General features: G+C 45.6%; 15 protein-coding genes. 5 read left to right on the top strand and 10 right to left on the bottom strand.

Annotated features, from left to right (window positions below; all coding sequences use genetic code 11):
* Positions 1–181 precede the first annotated feature (181 nt).
* The 3 genes from murJ to uvrB form a co-directional block, all read right to left on the bottom strand.
* On the bottom strand, positions 182–1,747 hold the full coding sequence (gene murJ, locus AZI85_RS14250; protein ID WP_063244706.1) for a murein biosynthesis integral membrane protein MurJ: 1,566 nt from the start codon (positions 1,745–1,747) through the stop codon (positions 182–184).
* Positions 1,744–3,633: an excinuclease ABC subunit UvrC gene (gene uvrC / locus AZI85_RS14255; protein WP_063244707.1), complete on the bottom strand. Its 1,890-nt coding sequence runs from the start codon at positions 3,631–3,633 to the stop codon at positions 1,744–1,746. The genes murJ and uvrC overlap by 4 nt, the downstream gene beginning before the upstream one ends.
* A gap of 96 nt (positions 3,634–3,729) precedes the next feature.
* A complete protein-coding gene (gene uvrB / locus AZI85_RS14260; RefSeq protein ID WP_063244775.1) occupies positions 3,730–5,808 on the bottom strand; it encodes an excinuclease ABC subunit UvrB in 2,079 nt (692 codons plus the stop codon).
* A gap of 144 nt (positions 5,809–5,952) precedes the next feature.
* On the opposite strand from uvrB, the gene AZI85_RS14265 reads away from it, so the two are divergent.
* Positions 5,953–8,244: a penicillin acylase family protein gene (locus AZI85_RS14265; RefSeq protein ID WP_253721007.1), complete on the top strand. Its 2,292-nt coding sequence runs from the start codon at positions 5,953–5,955 to the stop codon at positions 8,242–8,244.
* 141 nt (positions 8,245–8,385) lie between these two features.
* Complete coding sequence (locus tag AZI85_RS14270) at positions 8,386–8,892, top strand: DUF333 domain-containing protein (protein WP_253721008.1); 507 nt, start codon at positions 8,386–8,388, stop codon at positions 8,890–8,892.
* Positions 8,893–8,958: 66 nt separating this feature from the next.
* Here AZI85_RS14270 and AZI85_RS14275 read toward each other — a convergent pair whose 3' ends face one another.
* The 7 genes from AZI85_RS14275 to recG all read right to left on the bottom strand — a co-directional run bounded on the left by AZI85_RS14275 (position 8,959) and on the right by recG (position 18,267).
* Complete coding sequence (locus AZI85_RS14275) at positions 8,959–9,444, bottom strand: hypothetical protein (protein WP_063244709.1); 486 nt, start codon at positions 9,442–9,444, stop codon at positions 8,959–8,961.
* Between the two features lie 150 nt (positions 9,445–9,594).
* Positions 9,595–11,043: a cysteine--tRNA ligase gene (gene cysS / locus AZI85_RS14280; RefSeq protein WP_063244710.1), complete on the bottom strand. Its 1,449-nt coding sequence runs from the start codon at positions 11,041–11,043 to the stop codon at positions 9,595–9,597.
* Between the two features lie 7 nt (positions 11,044–11,050).
* On the bottom strand, positions 11,051–12,532 hold the full coding sequence (gene gltX / locus AZI85_RS14285; protein WP_063244711.1) for a glutamate--tRNA ligase: 1,482 nt from the start codon (positions 12,530–12,532) through the stop codon (positions 11,051–11,053).
* A gap of 220 nt (positions 12,533–12,752) precedes the next feature.
* Complete coding sequence (locus tag AZI85_RS14290) at positions 12,753–13,247, bottom strand: CarD family transcriptional regulator (protein ID WP_063208489.1); 495 nt, start codon at positions 13,245–13,247, stop codon at positions 12,753–12,755.
* A gap of 176 nt (positions 13,248–13,423) precedes the next feature.
* Entirely contained in the window at positions 13,424–15,565 is a 2,142-nt protein-coding gene (locus AZI85_RS14295) for a S8 family serine peptidase (protein WP_063244712.1), read from the bottom strand.
* 98 nt (positions 15,566–15,663) lie between these two features.
* Complete coding sequence (locus AZI85_RS14300; protein ID WP_063244713.1) at positions 15,664–16,071, bottom strand: hypothetical protein; 408 nt, start codon at positions 16,069–16,071, stop codon at positions 15,664–15,666.
* Positions 16,072–16,179: 108 nt separating this feature from the next.
* Positions 16,180–18,267, bottom strand: coding sequence for an ATP-dependent DNA helicase RecG (gene recG, locus AZI85_RS14305; RefSeq protein WP_063244714.1), 2,088 nt, complete (start codon positions 18,265–18,267; stop codon positions 16,180–16,182).
* A 59-nt stretch (positions 18,268–18,326) separates the two neighbouring features.
* Here recG and AZI85_RS14310 point away from each other — a divergent pair, with 59 nt between their 5' ends.
* The 3 genes from AZI85_RS14310 (at position 18,327) to AZI85_RS14320 (ending at position 20,504) form a co-directional block, all read left to right on the top strand.
* Positions 18,327–19,274, top strand: coding sequence for an HD-GYP domain-containing protein (locus AZI85_RS14310; protein ID WP_063244777.1), 948 nt, complete (start codon positions 18,327–18,329; stop codon positions 19,272–19,274).
* A complete protein-coding gene (locus AZI85_RS14315; RefSeq protein WP_063244715.1) occupies positions 19,271–19,666 on the top strand; it encodes a hypothetical protein in 396 nt (131 codons plus the stop codon). The genes AZI85_RS14310 and AZI85_RS14315 overlap by 4 nt, the downstream gene beginning before the upstream one ends.
* A gap of 94 nt (positions 19,667–19,760) precedes the next feature.
* Positions 19,761–20,504: a hypothetical protein gene (locus AZI85_RS14320; RefSeq protein WP_063244716.1), complete on the top strand. Its 744-nt coding sequence runs from the start codon at positions 19,761–19,763 to the stop codon at positions 20,502–20,504.
* Positions 20,505–20,588: the final 84 nt, after the last annotated feature.

A 20,588-nucleotide genomic window follows, 5' to 3' on the forward strand; every position in this document is an offset into this window, starting at 1 on the left:
CTGAGATGAAATTAATAAGCCAGCATTATCGGATAGAAATTTACAACATGCCGTTGATCCCACAACCGACGGGGCCTTCGATTATGTTCTGGCATACAGCGATGGTATACGAGCTTTTGCCATAAACCGTGTTGTCACGACCTTCTAACGGCCAACATAGAAGGGGAACCACAACTAAAATCTATTTTCCTAATCGGCGCAGGATTTTATCTGCGACGGATTTGGTTTGTTCGATTTTGAAAAGGTATCCTAAGCCGAAGTACAATAAGCCGTAGATTGAAAGAGCGATGGCGGCTCTAATGATAACGTGGAGATCGGATTGCAGAACGAAGCGAGCAATAGCGGCGCCGGATAATGCGGAAATAATAGCGGCGGACCATACTTTGATTTGGAATGGGATTTTTAATCCGGTGTGGCCGATTTTTTTGTTCAATGCTTTGCGGAGGAAATAGAATTCAATCCAGCCAGCTAAACCTGCAGATACCGTCAAGCCCGCCGTTCCCCACTGGCGTTCGAAGCCCAAGGTTTCAGGTAAGTAGAACGCGAAGATCACACCCAAGATTGTTGTGAAGATCACGCGAATGATCGCGAATTGCAGTGGGGTTCTTGTGTCTTTCAATGAATAGAACGTCGACGAATACAGGCGGCCTAAGGTCGTTGCTAAAAGCCCCACGGAATAACCCGCCAAAACCATCCATACGAAATCGGTGTTTTCTTTTTGGAACTCCCCTGTTTGGAAAACGGCGCCGACAATCAAATCACCTAAGAAGAAAAACGCCACGGCAGAGGGAATGACAAAGAAGGCAATTTGCTCTAGCCCGCGGTTCAGACGTTTTTGTAAGTACTCTTTAATTTCCAGATCAGAACCAGTTGCTTGAGACATTGCTGGCAACTCGGCGACGGACACGCTCATACCAAACAAACTTACCGGCAACAGATAAAGTGTCTGTGCATATGCCAAAGCCGAAACCGCACCTGTCGGCAATAAACTCGCTAACATATTGTCGATATAAGCACTGATCTGAACCACACCGCGAGAAACCACCACGGGAGCAAAGTTTTTCGTGATCGAACGAACGCTGCCTAGTTTTAAATCCAATGACGGAAAGATCTTTTTTCCTAAACGAAGCGCTGAAGGCAATTGAATCGCAAATTGCAAAAAACTTCCTGCAACGAGTCCCCAGGAAACGGTCACGGCTAAATCATACTGCCCTTGCTTACTTCCCCACATCACCAATGTAAAGATGATTGCCAAGTTCCAAATAACTGGAGCCACATACGAAAGAAAAAATTTACGGTGCGAATTTAAAATCCCTAAACACCATGCCGACATGACCAAGAATCCCGTGCCTGGGAAAAGAATTTGCACGATCTGGATCGTCAATGCGCGTTTTTCACCTTGGAAACCGGGAGCAATAAGATCAATTAAGAATGGAGTTGCAAAGACGCCCACCAAAACCAAAAAAGACGTCATCAAGAATAAAAGACTGCCGATAACAGATGCGACCTTTGCGGCCTCTTCGTCATGTTTTTTTGCTAAGAGCTGGGCATAGACCGGAATGAAGCTTGCGGAAAGAACACCTTCACCAAAAAGATTTTGCAGGAAGTTGGGAATTTTAAGGGCGGCTTTAAACGCATCCCCGGCATCCGAGTTTCCAAAGAAATGAGCGAAAACTCTTTCACGAACCAGCCCTGCAATACGACTTAAGAATATTCCCAAACCTACTAACAGGGCATGACTTTTCACTCTTCAACCTCAGCATCTTCATCATCTGGTTCATTCAATTGAAGCAGAATGCGCTCCGCCAGTACACGATTGAACCCTTTAAGAGTCGCAATTTCTTCAGGTACGGCACCCTTGATTTCATCAATAGAGTTAAAGCGAGTCAAAAGAACTTTCTTTCTTTTTTCGCCCAATCCCACAACATAATCCAGTTCACTTTCCAAAGAACTGCTTTCACGAAGCTTACGATGGTACGTGATGGCAAAACGATGGGCCTCGTCACGGATGCCTGTCAGAATATGCAAGGCCTCGGCGTTATGTTTAAAGATCACCGGATTAGACCTATTAGGCAGGAAGAAGCGCTCTTCGGTGGACTCCACTTCTTGTTTTTGGAAGTCACTTTCCGTCCGCGCCTTCGCCAACCCCACAACGGGGATATCGCTGCGACCAATTTCTTGTAGAATACGAATGGCTTGAGTCAATTGCCCCTTACCACCATCAATCACAATAAGTTGCGGATCTTCATACTCAGTGTGCTTAAATCGACGGCTGAGAACCTCATACATCGAAGCAAAGTCATTGATACCTTGAACCGTTCTAATTTTATAGCGACGGTAATGTTCTTTTGCCGGAACACCATCTTCAAAAACCACTTGCGAAGCAACGGTTTCAGCACCTTGGAAGGTCGAAATATCATAACACTCAATACGACGTGGAAGTTCTGGCAACGACAGTTTTTCTTTGATTTCGTCTAGACCGCGAAGTTTTTCTTCCGACTTAGAAACATATTTCAAGAAGTGAGACTTGGCATTTTCATTAGCCATGTCGATCAAATTGCGACCACGCTCATCGGTAGCAAATCGAACGACGACTTTATTGCCCGAGCGTTCTTTCAAAACTTCGCCCATCAATTTCGTTAAGTCATTGCCGATATCCACCGTCAACAAAACTTCATCCGGGATAAAGTTGTCTTCGTAATACTGATTGAGGAAATCCACCAGCCATTCTCGTGGATCTTCCGCCGGATCATTTGGATCAAAGTGAGGTAAGAAGTGAGACCGAGTTCCAATCACCCTTCCCGAGCGAACATGCACCGTTTCCACCAAGCAACCACGATGATCACCAAAGAAACCCACCGCATCCTGATCTTTTTCAGAAGTGTCATTGATAACGGCCTGTTTTTCTAAAATGGCTTTAATCGCTTGAACCGAGTCGCGCAGACGGGCCGCCACTTCAAATTTTTCTTCTTCAGCGGCAACCATCATTCTTTCCGTGATGGATTTAACGACTTTCTTATTCTGCCCTTTCAAAAAGAGCTTCGCGCCTTCGACTTCTTCACGGTAATCCGTTTGATTGATGTACTCCACGCAAGGCGCCGTACAACGACCGATCTGGTAAGTCATACAAGGCCGCGTGCGAGATTTAAAAACCGCATCGGTGCAATCACGAATCTTAAAAGTCCGATTTAAAAAACGAATGGTGCCTTGAACCGCAAATCCAGAAGTATAAGGACCAAAATAAAGCGACCCATCCTTCTTTACTTTGCGAGCAACGTAAAGACGAGGATAATCATCAGCCCAGGTAAAACGAATGTAAGGATAAGCTTTGTCATCACGAAGACGTATATTGTACTTCGGACGATGTTTCTTAATTAACGAAGCTTCCAATAAGAAAGCTTCGACTTCGGTTTTAGTCAGAATGTATTCAACTTCATGAATATTCTGAACCAACAACCGCGTCTTTGGTGAATGATCCTTGCTATCGGTAAAATAGCTTCGAACACGCGCGCGCAAATTCTTAGCCTTACCGATATAAATGATCTTATCGGCATGACCCTTCATCAGATAGACCCCGCTTTGTACCGGGAACTCCCTGACTTTATCGCGCACTTCCTCGAACTTAGAAATCATATCAGGCCCTCCGCTGCAAGGCGCGAGGAGGAAGGCGTACATCTCGTACGTCGACGACGAGCAACGCAGTCAGAGGAGGGTTGTTTGAGATGATTTCTACTTAAGGCCATCTTTGAGGACCTCTGCGCTTGTCTGCTCCACTTCACCGCTGCGGATATTCAATTCAATGATTTGCAAACGCTTGATTTCATCGCGGACTTTCGCCGCTTCCTCAAACTCAAGATCTGCTGAAAGTTTTTTCATCTTCGCGCGCAGCTTAGCAATTTCTTCCTGAAGTTTATCGGGTTGATTTGAGAATTTCGTAACCACGGCTGCGGTCTTATTTTCCCCTTGAAGAGGTCCGCCAGCCAGTGTTCCGTCAAAGACTTCGCCCAAACCTTCTTTGATTCTTTTACGAATCGATTGCGGAGTGATGCCATTGTCTTCATTATATTTTTGCTGAATGCGGCGGCGACGCTCGGTTTCACCCATGGCTTTTTCCATGCTCTCCGTGATTCTGTCTCCGTAAAGAATCACATGCCCATTTAAGTTACGAGCGGCTCGGCCAATAGTTTGAATTAACGAACGCTCTGAGCGCAAAAAACCTTCCTTATCGGCATCTGTGATACCAACAAGACTGACCTCTGGAATATCCAAACCTTCTCTTAACAAGTTGATACCCACAAGAACGTCAAAAACTCCCAAACGCAAATCGCGTAAGATTTCTGTACGCTCTACCGTCTGAACTTCACTGTGCAGATATTTAACTTTAATGCCTAGATTTTCATAATATTCAGTCAAATCTTCCGCTGAACGCTTCGTCAACGTCGTGATAAGAACACGCTCGTTCTTTTTGATACGATCACGGATCTCTTTTAACAAATCATCGACCTGGTGTTTGACCGGACGCACTTCAACAACGGGGTCAATCAAGCCTGTCGGACGAATGATCTGCTCAACGATGATACCTTCGGATTTTTGCAGCTCGTAAGTTCCCGGTGTCGCCGATACATAGACGACCTTATCCATCATTGTTTCAAATTCTTGAAAATTTAAAGGTCGGTTGTCTAAAGCCGAAGGCAAACGGAAACCGTGTTCGACCAGAGTCATTTTACGAGCGCGGTCCCCACGGTACATGCCGCCGATTTGCGGCACGGTCACGTGTGACTCATCGATGAAGGTGACGAATTCTTTCGGGAAGTATTCTAAAAGTGTCGGAGGTGGCTCCCCCGGCCCACGACCTGTCATGTGACGAGAATAGTTCTCGATCCCCTGACAGAAACCCATTTGCTCCATCATCTCGATATCGTAGTAAGTTCTTTGCTCGAGACGTTGAGCTTCTAAGAACTTCATTTCTTTATTCAAATCAACCAGGCGTTCGCGCAGTTCATCTTGAATCGTGCGAATCGCGCGCTTTAAGTTGTCGTCACTGGTGACGTGATGGCTTCCCGGATAAATACCGATTTGATCCAGCTCTTCTAGAACCTGACCTGTTAACGGATCAATCCAAGAAAGACGCTCGATAAAGTCGCCAAAGAATTCCACACGCACGGCGCGGTCTTCTTCGTAAGAAGGAAAGATCTCGACATTATCGCCGCGAACGCGCACAGTTCCGCGCGAAAAATCCACGTTGTTACGTTGATACTGAATGCGGATCAATTCACGAATCAAATGATCACGCTTCATTTCCGTATTTGAAACGATTTGAATCATCATGCCTTCGTAAGCTTCCGGAGAACCCAAACCGTAAATACAAGAAACCGAACTGACGATGATCACATCGCGACGATCAAACAACGAACGCGTTGCCGAGTGGCGCATACGATCGATCTGTTCATTGATCGCCGAGTCTTTTTCGATGTAAGTGTCCGTCGACGGAATATAAGCTTCTGGCTGATAATAATCGTAGTAGCTGACGAAGTACTCGACCGCATTGTGCGGAAAGAGTTCTTTAAACTCTGCATACAGCTGGGCCGCCAAAGTTTTATTTGGAGCAAGCACCAACGCTGGCTGATTGAGTTTTGCAATAGTGTGCGCCATCGAAAAAGTTTTTCCCGATCCTGTCACACCCAGAAGTGTCTGATGTTTTAATCCAGCATCAAAGTTTTCCATCATCTGCTGAATCGCACGAGGCTGATCCCCAGAAGGTTTATACTCAGAGACTAGTTGAAAGTTCTTTTTATAAGCAGAGGCCATCCCTTCGAGCATAGCATAATTTCGAAAGGTGCCTGCTTCTTTTTTGGGTCTACGTTGCGTCAATCCAAAGTCCAGCCCTTCATTTCTGCATAGTGACATGGAAAGTCCCTTGCTTCGAGCTGAGCTCCGTTCGAGAGTTTTACTATGAAAAACTTAAAGCGAATTCTGCTCGTTCTTACCGCTCTGATCTGTATAGCTGTCTTTGCCGTCTACTTTTTTATGAAGCAATCCGTGGCGCCCATGGATGGACAACTAAAAATTCAAGGACTGTCTGCCCCCGTGACGGTCACTCGTGACGCCTTCGGAATTCCGCATATCAAAGCACAAAATAAAATCGATGCTTTGAGAGCACTGGGTTTTGTCATGGCCAGTGAGCGACTTTTTCAAATGGAGCTTTCTCGCCGCATGACTCAAGGAGAACTGAGCGAAGCTTTCGGAGAAGTAGCGCTTACGAGCGACAAACTTTATCGCAGCCTCATGATTAAACCTGCTGTAGAACGCATGCTCAAACACGAAAAAGAAACAGGCACTTTCGACGAACGCCTGTGGAGCGAGATGGAAGCCTATTTCGACGGTGTTAATCAATACGTAGCAACCCGTCCCTTGCCTTTTGAAATGAAAATACTGGGGTTGAAGCCCCGTCCTTTCACGCCTCTGGACGCTTACGTTATGACAGGCCACATGGCTTATAGTTTCGGCATCGCTTTAAAAGCGGATCCCCTGATGTCAGAATTAGCTAAAAAACTTTCTGAAGAACAGTTTCAGGCTTTAAGAAACAATCCCTTAACCGCGCCACTGAAGATTGTCAGCAACAGCCTCGCATTGCCGGCTCTTACCGAAGGATTATTTACTCCGCACTTTGAAGGAAGTAACGCCTGGCTGATTGCCCCCAGCAGATCACAATCAGGAAAAAGTATTTTCGCCAACGATCCCCACATTGGTTATGCCCTTCCCGCTGTTTGGGTGGAAGCACACATTCAAACCCCTGAGTTTGAACTTTACGGTCACTATCTTCCACTCGTTCCCTTTGCGATCTTAGGACACAACCGTCATCATGCTTGGGGTTTCACTATGTCTCTTTCCGATGACATGGATCTTTATCGCGAAACTTTGAACAGTGAGCAAAAAACGGTTCTCTTCAATAAAAAACCTGTCGGCTACCAAGAGTGGAACGAAGTTATCAAAGTGAAGGATGGCATCGACGTCACTTTGCCGATGATTGAAACTCCGCACGGGCCCTTGATGGACGGAATCTTTACTGAGAAAAATTTAGCGTTGAAGTGGGCTTTTCATAGAAAAGAAAACAACCCCATGAAAGCTTTGCGCCTGATGGGCGAAGCGAAAAGCATTACAGAGTTTGAGTCAGCACTGAAATCAGCGACAGCGCCTGGACTTAACGTAATGTACGCCGACGCCGATAACATTGCGTGGTGGGTGTTTGGCGATATCGCTGTTAAAAAGAATCCTAATTCCGATATGCTTTTTGACGGAGCCTCTGGCGACGATGAATATCTTCGTCTTTTGGAGTGGAACGAAAAACCCCACTCTGTAAATCCGCCCTCAGGGTTTATTGTGACCGCGAACTCACGTCCTGACAGCCTTCCGGCAAACATCCGCGGCGACTTCCAGGCCGATGATCGCTATCAAACTATCGTTAAGGCCCTTTCCGAAAAAGATGTGTGGAATGCAGAAGAGTTTAAGGCCCTGCAAACTGAAAACTTCAACACCTTTACTGCAGAAATTTTAGAAAAACTTCTGGCAGATCTTCAATTATCACCAGAAGAAAATAAAAAACACGAAAAAGCCCTGCAAGATCTTAAAGATTGGAATCATCGATCCGATATTTCGTCGACAGCCGCAAGTCTTTACCACCAATGGAATAGCGAAAACATCCAGCTTCTGCTGCAGAAACTTTCAGAAGAGGAACGCAAAACTTTCCTTAACACCCCTTACGCTTGGCAATTCTATCGTCGTACGATCTTGAACGAAACTTCGCCTTGGTGGAAAGACTTGAAAAGAGCTGAAGTGATCACCGCAGGCTTCAAAAAAGCGGTTGAAAAAGTACAGAACCAAAGCTGGGGTACGATACATACTGTTGAATACATACATCCGCTAGGCAGAACTGCACCTTTAAACAAAGTCTTCAACCTAGGTCCCTACCCCATTCCCGGGGCGTACAATGAAATCAACAACAACAAAATGCGCGGCATGGGTGGAGACTTTAAAGTCGTCGCGGGTCCGTCCACTCGCAGAATCATTGACTTCGCCTCACCTCAAAAAAGCTGGGGCATCAATCCTATTGGGATTTCCGGTCACATGCTTTCCCCGTTCTATAAAGATCAGGTCCATCTTTTTATCGAAGGCAAATACCGCGAGCAATGGATGGATGACAAAGATATCGAGCAGGTTAAAACCCACGTGCTCACCCTGGAATAAGCCCGATTTTCGTTTACATCTATTGCAGTTTCATAAGGGCTCAGACTAAATGCTGAGCCTTTCTTTGTATGATTGCAAACCCACTAAAGAATAGCTCCCCCTCTGAAAAACCCATGCGATTCTGGATCCCATACAGGAGGCATGATGAAACTTTATAAACTCTTTTCCGCTTTGGTGGTTTCTTCGTTCTCCCTGCAAGCCTGGGCATATCCCAGCGTGGGAGACAAAGTTCAATGGACGGGCACGGTTCAACAACGTGATGGCACTCAAAAATCTGTGCGCATTGTAAAAGAAGTTGTTAAGTTCGATAAAGACACTAAGAAATGGACCGTCAAATACGAAGCCACGATGGGAAATGACGTGGTTTCTGAACATCTGGAAGTGACGGATCTTTATTCCCCAGAGCGCTTTAAGCAGATTCTTGCTAACTGCGTGACTAATGGAGGTATCTTAGAAAAAGTCGAAGCTCCTCCGGCTGGCACTTATGATACTTGCAAAATGACGACGAAAAATGCAGATGGCTCTATCGTAGAAAAATGGTGGGGTAATATCCCTTTCGGTGTCGTTAGCAAAAGTACGAAGGCCGTCGTGAAAGGCAAAAAGCTCGCGGACATCCCGGATCTTCAATCCATCGTCGCTGGCCTTTAAGCAAAATAAAAAGGGAGCACGAAGCTCCCTTTTTACCAGAAAAGTTTTCATAAGAATCACGAGCGGCTATTTAGCCACCTCTTTCACATCCACCGTCGTCGTTAAGAACCCATCACAGAAAGCACTTCCGCAATTACTGCGAAGTTTACGCTCATCACTGAACATCTTTGTCGCATCAATCGTATAAGTCACTTCTTTGAAAGTCTCATCATACACTTGCGCCTTCACTTCATAAATGCCGGCAGCAATTCTTTGAGCCGAAATAAACTTATAAGCCTCTTCCGTAATTCTGAACTCAGCAAAAATATTTCCCATTTCCGCAAGACTTGCTAACGTCAGATAGATCGCGTGTCTTGGAGACACATCCGTGCTCATCCCGTAATCAGTAACGACAACAGAAACCTTTAAGTTTGAAGACCCCGGAGAATCTTTATCCACCAAACGAATCACTTGATCGATGGAAGAGGGATTTATTTTCTCTTCGACTGAAGACAACGTGCGGGCTTGAGCCCAAGAAGAGGCCAATAAGATAGCAGCAATTAAAAGACGCATAAAAAGCTCCTTTGATTTTGAATGACGGGATCTTATCCGATTCAAAATCAAAGGAAAGAAGGCACACGGAAATTACAGAGGATTAATCAGAGAGCTGCAAACTCACAGCCCATTATGAAAAAACGCCAGGCTAAGCTGGCGTTTTTTAGATTATTTAGTCACTTCCCAGAAGCTTCCTGTCGGTGTATCGCTGACAGAAATTCCCATTCCCGTCAGTTTCGCACGAAGTTCATCGGATTTTGCAAAGTCTTTGGCCTCACGCACCTGAGTGCGTTCTGCAACCAAAGCATCCACATCCGCGCGCTTCACGTTCATTTTTGCAAGCAGCATATCATCAAGCTTGATTAAGAAAGAACCCGCAGGTTCTTGGAACAGGCTTAAAAGACGACCGAGTTTAGCAACAAAGTTTTTAAATGCGACGGCCTTCCCTTGCACTGCCGGGTTGGACTTCATACCACGACGAACTTGCGAGTTAAACTGGCGCACAACTTCGAACAAAGAAGCAAAGGCCTCGGGTGTTCCGAAATCATCATTCAAAGCCGCTTCCACTTTCTTCCAGGCCTCTTGCGTGATTTTTTCAAATCCGGCATCTGGTGCCACACCTTCAGCGACATACTCATCCGCCAAAGAAAGTGCGGAATAAATGCGCGCTAAGCCTGACACCGCTCTTTCCACAGCCGCATCACTAAAATCACTCATCGTACGATAGTGAACAGAAAGAACCATCCACTTGTAGATTTCCGCGTTGTTCGTTTCTAAGAACTCACGCATCGTCACGACATTACCTAATGACTTCGACATTTTCTGTCCGCCGAAGTTTAGCATATTGTTATGCATCCAGTATTTTACAAAGTGCTTACCGGTGCAGCCTTCGCTTTGCGCGATCTCGTTTTCATGGTGCGGGAAGATCAAATCCATACCGCCGCCGTGAATATCAATCTGATCACCGAAGATTTTTTGAATCATCGCCGAGCATTCGATATGCCAGCCAGGTCTCCCCGGTCCCCACGGAGAAGGCCAAGAAACTTCACCTGGCTTCGCCGCCTTCCACAGAGCAAAATCCATTGGATTTCGTTTCTTTTCATCAATATCCACGCGAGCGCCGGCTTGAAGCTCTTCAGGATTACGACCGCTCAACTTACCATAGCCATCAAAAGCCGCGATGGAATACATCACATCACCTTGAGTTTCGTAGGCGATATTTTTATCCACCAAAGTCTTCACCATATCGACGATGCCGTCCATATGTTCAGTCACCTTCGGATTGTGATCATGAGGACGAAGACCTAAAGAGGCAAAATCCTTTTTATACTCGACGATGTACTTTTCAGACAACGCGTGAGGATCCATACCCAATTCGTGAGCACGATTGATAATCTTGTCGTCCACGTCAGTGAAGTTCAAAGCATAGTCGACTTTGTAACCAGAAGACTCTAGCCAATTGCGAACCAAATTAAAGAAGACAACCCCACGGAAGTTCCCGACATGAAGAAAATTATAAACCGTCGGACCGCAGACATACATTTTCACCTGACCCGGAGTCAGGGGCACAAAGTCTTCAAGCTGCTTAGACTGAGAGTTGTAAATCTTTAACGACATCTTTCACCTATAATTGAGCCAAGGCTTTTTCAGCACGCGCGATCAAAGAATCTTTTTTCATCAATGGTACTAGGATTTTTAATTCTGCACCATGAGGCTTCCCGATCACCGCCACACGAATCGGCATGAAAAGGTTTTTACCTTTTGCACCCGTTTTATTTTTCACTTCATCTTGGATCTTCAAGAACTCTTCTTCCGTCATGTAATCAGACGTATGAGCACTTACTAGCTCTTTCCAAGCCGTCAATACTGCTTTCGTGCTTTCCCACTTCATCGCCTCTTCCGCTTCCGGAAGAATCACGTAAGATTTGTCATTCAGTGGTTTATAAAGCTCAATCGCATCCGACAAAATTTCCATGTAAGGCTTAAACACTGTGATGGATTTATCCTGCCATACCGGATCTTGCGGAAGTTCCATTTTTTCACGCGCCAAGAACGGTTGAATCGCATTCCAAAGTTCCATATTTGGAAGAGCCCGCAAATGTTGCGCGTTCATCCATTTAAACTTCACGCGGTCAAAGATCGCACCCGACGGGTTCAAACGAGAAATATCAAAAGCCTGGATCATGTCATCAACAGACATGATCTCTTTACCTTCCGGATGAGACCAACCCAGAAGAGCAATGAAGTTCAAAACCGCAGAAGCTAAGTAACCTTCTTCTTTTAGAAGACCACAAGCCACCGCGCCTTTACGTTTTGAAAGCTTCTGTCGGTCTTCATCCAGAATCAAAGCCATATGACCAAATTCAGGAAGAGGCCAGTTCAAACCTTCGTAAATCATCATCTGACGAAGCGTGTTTGGCAGATGCTCTTCGGCACGGAAAACATGGGTGATCTTCATCAAGTGATCATCAACTACACAGCAGAAGTTATAAACCGGCATACCATCAGAGCGCAGAAGAACAAAGTCCCCGACCATATCTGAAGGGAATTTCACTTCGCCACGAACCAAGTCATTCAAAGTGTAGTCTTTCGCCAAACCTTTGGTTTTAAAACGAACCACCCCTTTATTGCCTTTTTCGATATGTTCTAAAGCTTTTTGCAAAGGCCAATCTTGGTAAGGAGAATTCACATGCGGAGAACGGCCTGCCGCTTTCGCCTCTTCACGTTGCTTTTCAATTTCTTCGTCAGTCAAAAAGCAGTAGTAAGCTTTACCGGCATTTAGAAGCTGATCCGCATATTTTTTGTAAATATCTTGGCGCTGACTTTGACGGTAAGGCCCCAAAGGTCCCACATCTTTCAAAGTTTTTGGATCCACGCCTTCCGCCCAAAGAAGATTCAACCACACGAGGTCATCCACCACACCACGCAAAGATTCTTCCGTCGAACGAGCCTCATCGGTGTCTTCAATACGCAAAATAAACTCGCCGCCATTTTTCTTAGCGAAAAGATAGTTGTAAAGAGCGGTACGAGCTCCACCAACGTGCAAATAACCCGTCGGAGAAGGCGCAAAACGAACGCGAGGATGCGGTGAAATTTTTGAGGTCATGAGAACTCCAAGTTGCCGAGGCACAAACAAAAAAGGCCTGGTTAAAAACCAAGCCTAAAACTTATATTCTTTTTATAACGAAGTCCACCACATCAAGGTCGATCAAAAGGGTTCATATGCAAGGCGGAGGGGTTTTCCGAAACGAAAGCGTACTTAAAGTACGCTGGAGAGAAGGAGGACCCCCGACAACGCAGTCAGATGGGCCCTTTTCATCGACCGACTAGCCTGTGATTCCGAAGATGGCTTTCACTTCTTCTTCCATAAAAAGCTCTTCTTGGCTGGTCGCCAAAGTCAGCTCTTTCAAAAGAAGACTGCGCGCAGAATCAAGCATCTTGCGCTCGCCAAAAGAAAGCTCTTTATCCGCTTTCAAAAGGAATAAATCGCGTAAAACTTCAGCAATTTCGAAAACGGAACCTGTTTTGATCTTTTCCATGTACTCACGGTAACGGCGGTTCCAAGTTTGATTGTCGATTTTGATGTCTTTTTCTTTAAGAATGCCCACGACTTTGTTGGCTTCGTCTTTAGAGATAATAGGACGAAGACCCGCAGATTTTACGTTCGTAGTAGGGATCATGATTTTTAAGCCAGTGTCGACCAGTTGCATGTTGTAGAATGTTGTTTTCGTTCCCAACATTTCTTTGGTTTCAATAGAAACCACTTTAACAACGCCATAGCCGGGATAAACAGCATTATCACCAACATTAAACGTCTGCATTCGACCTCCCCCTTAATTGGACAGAGTTTCAACCTCGTCTGTTCTATCAAATCTGACGCAAGTTATCAAACGAGAGCGGGGTGTTAGGAAATATTTTCAGAGGGATTTTCAGAACAAAAAAGGCCTGGGAAAACCCAAGCCTTTTCGTAAGCATTTCAGCTATTTAAACTAGCAAACTAGAGTTCCGCTGCAGTGTAAACAAGAGCGTAAGCTTGCGAGCCATTCTTACCTTGCGGAACTTTAAAGCCTTTTACAGTGAGCTTATAAGATCCAGCCGGAAGACCGGACTTTTCGATCATTTCAAGGTTATTGACGTGATCATTCATGCTGAGAGTCTGTCCATTTGGAAGAGTCAAAACTAAGTCTAAGTCATTTACCAGAGCTTGAGCCGCATTCGCTGAACCCGGAGCATCTGTCCAAACTAGGTTTGCGTAAAGCTTTCCTTCACGAGCTAAAGTGAACTCGTAAGAAACTTCCTGACCTTGCGCCACGCCTTGGCGGTTGTCGATGAACTGAGTTTTGGATCCCAAGTTCACGATGTTTTGAACGTCGACGCGACCATAACCCTCATCCGAATTTGGACGACGAGTCAAAATCTCTTGCCCACGAGAAGCACCGATTTCACCGAACTGACCTGGATACATATCCACAGCTGTGTGAATCATTGTCGCTTTCATCAAAGCCGCTGATGGTTTTTGAATGTTCAACTTTTCAATCAACACCTGACGAGCTACGGCTGCAGCACCTGCCGTCAGAGGTGTCGCCATCGAAGTACCGCCCGACCAAACATAGTCTTTATTATAAGCGCCCCATAATTCAGAAGCGTCTTTTTGTTGAGACTTCACACTCAAGATGTTTGTGCCTGGAGCCACGATATCTGGTTTCACACGGCCATCCGAAGTAGGACCACGTGAAGAGAACATCGCAATACCGTTTTCATTATTAGAGATGTAGTCGCTATAGATAGGCTCTGACGGCCACTCGTCTTTAGCGGCTCTTAATTTGCTGATAGGAACTTGGATACCACCTGTTGTAACCACGTTTTCAGAAGCGCCAACAGTAAGAACGTTTTTCGCTGTTCCAGGAGAAGCCATAGAGTTCGCATCAATACGACCATCTTTGTTTTTATCCGCGCCGCTGTTACCCGCCGCGAAAAGAACAAGCATGTCTGGGTTGTCGTACAACCAAGTATCTACTTGAACGGCAAAGTTATCGTAAGCACCGAAAGTACGCGCGCCACCCCAAGAGTTCGTGTGGATGCTGGCACCATCAGTTTGTGCTTTTGCAAATAAATCACCTAATTTTGAAGGAACGCTTAAGTTCTTAAGCATTGGCGACCACATACCTTCTGCCACCATTTTTGCTTCGTAAGCGCCCCCTTTAAGAAGTCCACCGGAAGCTTTTCCATTTCCCATCACCGAACCCGCAACGTGGGTTCCATGTCCCATGGGATCATCCCAAGTTTTTGACCAAAGACCGAAAGGATATCCTGAGATCACATTACCCGCGAAATCCCCATGAATCGCATTCACGTTTCCAGAATCTAAACCTGTGTCTGCCATAGATACGATTTGGTTACGACCTGTGAAACCTTGCGCCCAAGCCGCTTGGAATTTCATCACGCGTGTTCCTGGCTCATCACCAGTAAGATCTGAATAATCGCCCGCAGCTGTTGCATGAACATCCGCTGCCAAGTCTTGATCCATCACGAAATGGAAGGATTCAATTTCAGGAGTTGGTTGAATGTGCTCAACACCTGTTAAAGCCGCTACTTGAGAAACAAGTCCGCGAGGAACTAGCGCCATCACTGAGTTTCCGTCAACAACTTGAAGTTCTACTTTAGGATTTAAAGCCGCCATTTTTGAAGCCACAAGATCTGCATCTGATGCTTTAAATGTTTTCACAAGAACAGATTGAACCGTGTCTTTGTTGAAAACGCTCGCCACATCAAATGAGCTGCTGACTTTGTAAGAAGCAGAATATTTAACCACCGCTTGAACTTCTGGGTGAGAATTTTTGAAGCTAAGAAGTTTTGCATAAGTACTGCGCACAACCAAAGCATCTTCAGGCAGATAGCCGAAAACTTCAAACTGAGCTTTCAACTTAGCTTTGTCGGCTTCAGTGATCGCCTTTTTAAACTGAACGATATACTCCGTTGGTTGAGTTTCCATCATCCAAGAAGCTGCGTAGTTGTTAGAGATTTTAGTAGTGTCAACCGCACCACTGTTCAACTTAAGAACAGTTCCGGCACTAGCGGCACTCGCAGTTAAAGCTGCAATCGCCGTGGTTGTTGTGATGCTTTTCACAAGACGAATCATCTGATACCCCCTCATAGGGAAAAATCACATCACGACCGAGGTCGAGTATCAAATGGAATATTTATGTCGCACTGAGTGAAAACTCTAAGCCGGTCGACCTAGAGTTTGTGTGCCATGACGGCCAAGGAAAGATTCCCTGCCATTCTGCCTTTGGAATTCATGCCGAACTCCATTTCCTGATTTTCAGGAGCGAAGATTTGCGCGCGCTCAGTGACTTTCGACTGACCTTTCACACGTTTTGTTACGAGAACATCCATGTAAAGACCGTTTTTGTTTTTCACCTGGGATTTCTTGGCGAAGACTTCCACCAAAGTTTCCGTTTGCCCGTCATCAGAAAACTGACTGACGAAACTTTTTTTGCCGGATTTAGCCACCGTATTTACAGAAATAGGCGACTGACCTTTAATACCGACACGCATGCTAACTTTATAAGAAGAAGGGGCTGCCAAAGCAGATAAAGAAATAAATAGAGAAGCTGTTACTACGCTGAAAAATCTTGTTGTCATCTGAACACGTCCTTGTGATCCACTTCAGGATGACTTAAAAAATTTTTCTTCGCAACTTTATTTTTAGAACCTATTTCATAAGCACAAGCGCAAGACAGAGGATGAAGTCTATGCAATTCCGGCGAGGGCTGCCGGCCCGTGTTCGCGAAGCAATTCCTCGCGCAGTCTTTGATTTTCTAGATACGCAAGCTTCGGATCTTTTTTCAAAACCTCAAAGGCCGCTTCACGCGCTTGTTGCAGGATTGCCATGTCACGAACCAAATTTGCAAGTTTGAAACCCGAAAGACCTGACTGCCGAGTTCCCATGAATTCACCCGGCCCGCGCATTTCAAGATCGAATTCGGCAATCTTAAATCCGTCGGATGTTTTTTCCATCATCTCTGTGCGCTGACGCCCTTCTTCCGAAACCGCATAACCCATGATCAGAATACAGAAGCTTTTGAATTCTCCCCGTCCGACACGACCGCGCAACTGATGCAGCTGAGACAACCCAAAGCGTTCGGCGTGTTCGATAATCATAATGTTGGCGTTTGGCACGTCGACGCCGACTTCGATCACGGTCGTTGAAACCAGAACTTGAATCTCCTGATTGCGGAACTGGGTCATGACTTGATCTTTTTCGTCCGGCTTCATTTTGCCGTGTAAAAGACCAAAGCGAACATCGGGGAACTGCGTTTTTAGTTTTTCGTATTCAGAAACCGCATCCTTCAGATCAATCTTTTCGCTTTCTTCCACTAACGGATAAACGATGTAAGCCTGACGCCCTTTTTTTAATTGATCCAACATGAACTGCAAAGCTTGAGGTCGCTTGCTTTCATACGTGACACGAGTTTGGATGGGACTTCTGCCTGCGGGCATCTCATCAATAATCGAGACATCCAAATCTCCGTACACAGTCATCGCCAAGGTTCGCGGGATCGGGGTCGCCGTCATGACTAAAAAGTGCGGTGACTTGCCTTTGTTTTTCAAAACACCTCTTTGCTCAACTCCGAAGCGATGCTGCTCATCGATAATAACTAGACCCAAGTTGGCGAACTGCACTTCATCTTCAATCAAGGCATGGGTGCCGATAATCAAATCGACTTCCCCGGCTTGAAGAGCTGCTAACATCTGCTTTCTTTCTGAAGCTTTGGATTTTCCGACTAACAAAGCTAAACGAACCCCGAGAGGCTCAAGGACTTTACGCGCGTTTTTAAAGTGTTGCTCTGCCAGGATTTCCGTTGGCGCCATCAAACAGGATTGATAACCACTTTCCATGGCGTAAAGAGCGGCCATAAAACTAACCAGCGTTTTTCCGCTTCCCACATCCCCTTGAACCATACGGTGCATAGGATGGGTCTTTTCCATATCAGATTTAATTTCGCCAAAGACTCTTTTTTGAGCATTGGTCATGGTAAAAGGCAGCGAAGCCTCCAGGGCTTTTAACTTTTCCGCTTTGTTTTTGATTTGCGGCGCCCCCTCTTTTTGGAATCCCGTTTTTCGTGATGCCAGGTAGAGCTCTAACCAAAAGAACTCATCAAAGATGATTCTTTTTTGTGCGGCACTTTTAAACTCAGCATATTCTTGCGCGCGGCTAGGTTCAGGAAAGTGGATTTCCTTAAGTGCGTCTTGACGCTTTTTAAGCTGGTATTTTTCAAGAATCCATTTTGGCAAAGCTTCTTCCGGCCACTCTTCCATTTGCGCAAAAGCGGCGCGCACAAGCTTCATGATTTTTGCCGTCGCAAGGCCTTCGATCTCGGTATACAGAGGAATCAAAGCGTCTTGGGTTTCTTCGTCGGGTTCAATATCGCGAATGTCGGGATGATGAAACTCAATGCGCCCGCGGTACTCAATCACTTTTCCCACGACGCGGACTTCAGTGAAGGGCTTAAATCTTTCAAAGTATCCCTTATAAGGAACGCGGAAATATTTGCAGTGAATTTGTCCCGAAGAATCGCGAACGACGACGTCATACATCTTTCGTGTCGAGCGTCCCATGTTGATACTATGAACTGTCACAACTTGAGCCTTGATGCTGACAATGTCTCCTGGTTTGAGACTGGAAATGTTGCGAGCGGCTCTCTGATCTTCGTAGGCTCGGGGATAGAACTCAAAGAGGTCCCCTAGAGTCTTTAATCCCTTGCGAGAGAAGAGATCTCCGAGCTTGGGTCCGACTCCCTTTAGGTACTGAATCTGTGTGTCTAGACGAAGGGCCATCGCCTTCGATTATTCAGGAATTTCTATCTAAGTCAATGTATCCATGGCAGAATTTTCGTATGACGTCGCCATCCTATTTCCGTATACGTTTAAGCACCATCCGGCCTGACAAACTCACCTCTTTCGACATCTATGTTCTCGTCGATCAGAAGTATATTTTATATCTTCGCGCGGGAGATCGTCTTTCTGACGGAAAGATTAAAAATCTGCACCGCAAAGACACCGGGGATTCATTCTTCGTATTAGCAGAAGACAAGCAAAAATATCGTGACTGGGTTCGCGAAGAAATGAACTCCAGCATGATTGACCCTTTTGAAAAAGCCGCGATTTTGCGCGAATCTTCGGTCGCTTTGATGGAAGATCTTTTTGAAAATCCGGATGTGAATCGCGCCCTGGATGACTCTCGTCCGATCATCAAAGACTTTATTGATTTGATGGAAAATGCCCCTGAAGCCATGGGGTTTATGATTTCTCTGTCGGGGCATGACTTCTACACTTACAACCACTCTTTGGATGTTAGTATCTACTCTTTAGGTTTGGGTAAAGCCTTGGGATACGATGCAAAAACTTTGGAAGAACTGGGTGTGGGTGCTCTTTTCCACGACATCGGAAAACGCAACGTCAGTTTAGACATTCTTTGCAAAAAAGGTGGCTTAACAGACGCGGAATGGGAGCAGATGAAAATGCACCCCCAGTACGGGCTTGTTATTTTAAATAACCATCCCAATATCAGTGATGCTATTAAGGCTGCTTGCTTTGAGCATCATGAATCTTGGTCCGGCAACGGTTATCCACAACAGTTAGTCGCTGAAGAAATTCATCCTTTCGCTCGTATTGTGGCGATCACTGACACGTATGATGCGATGACGACTCAACGCTCTTACAATGTGCCCATGACTCCGTTGGATGCGGTGACGATGATGAAAGAAAAGCTGGCGGGTCGTTATGATCCCGACATGCTTAAAGCGATGTACTCGGTGCTATTTAAAATCAAGGTGGCTTCATGAGACTTGCGATAAAGTCTGTCGTTTTGATCGCAAGCATCCCGCTCTTTGCTTTTGCCATTGAACCTACAAATCCTTCCGGGTTCTGCGATCGCTTTATCGGCGAAAAAGACATTGAAGCCTGCAAAACCCGCACGGAAAATGAAGAAGTCGATTGGTATGCCGTCACCGTCTGCAACTTACAAAAAGACGACAAAGCCTTTTGGAACTGCTGGGAGAGCGTTAAAGGAAAAAGCTTTGACCCCAAAGCACTAGCTCAGTGTACGGAGTCTGAAGACTCCAGCGATGAAGACCGCCAAGCTTGCGTTCTTAAAGCTGGTGGAAGTCGAAAACCCGCTTCGCAAAATACGAGCACTCCTTTTCAAAATATGAAAATCAACAAACGGGGCCAATAAGTCCCGTTTACTTTTTAGACATCTCGGAATTTATTTCTGGGGCTCTTCGTTACTTCCCCACAACTTGCTTAAAATTTGATAAAAGCCAAGTCTTATGAAAAAGGCACTTCTTTTCGTTGGCGCATTGATGGGACTTAGCTTGACCGGTTGCAGTTATGCACTGGAAGAACTTGGTGTATTTAAAACGGATGGCTCCGGCCTTCCGCAAATAGGTTCTTTTGCAGCCTTTCGTGATCAATCTGTTTCATTCGAGGTGGTGAAAGCCACGTCCCTTCGCACATGCCAAGAGTGTCACGCCAGCGGCAGCCGCGCCATGGATACAGCTGATAAAGTATTAGCACAAAAGGATTCTATTTTAAGCGCCGTTCAACGCGAAACCATGCCTCCCCGCTCGGCAGGTTACAAAGCTTTGAATGCCTGTGAAAAACAGATTTTAGAAACTTGGTTGGACGATCAAACTCATGATCGCAAAGACGTACAGAAGGTCAAAGACTTAGCCGCTTGTGCGGATGCCGAAGCCCCTAAAGAAAAACCAGCCACAGACTTTAAAACTTTGGAGCTGAGTTTTGAAAACTTAAAAGCGGAAATCTTCAATGCCAAATGCATGGTCTGCCACTCTAAGGAAACGGCCAAACGCACGGTTCTTGACGACCTTCAGGTCATCAAAGAAAAAGGGCTTATAAAAGAAAGCGCCGCAGACAGCGTGCTTTATCAAATCGTCGTTCCCGGCATGTACAAACGCTTTATGCCACCTCAAAATGGCAAATACGGAATTAAGCCATTAACGCCGGAAGAAACAGACTATCTAAAGCGCTGGATTGATGCTGGCGCCAACTAAGCTGTCGAAATCTTAGACATAGTAAAATCTTTTCCTAAAGAGACAGTTCAAGGGCGAAGCTTCGCCCTGTTTTTGTTATATTGC

This window comes from Bdellovibrio bacteriovorus, assembly GCF_001592755.1.
GTDB lineage: Bacteria > Bdellovibrionota > Bdellovibrionia > Bdellovibrionales > Bdellovibrionaceae > Bdellovibrio > Bdellovibrio bacteriovorus_E.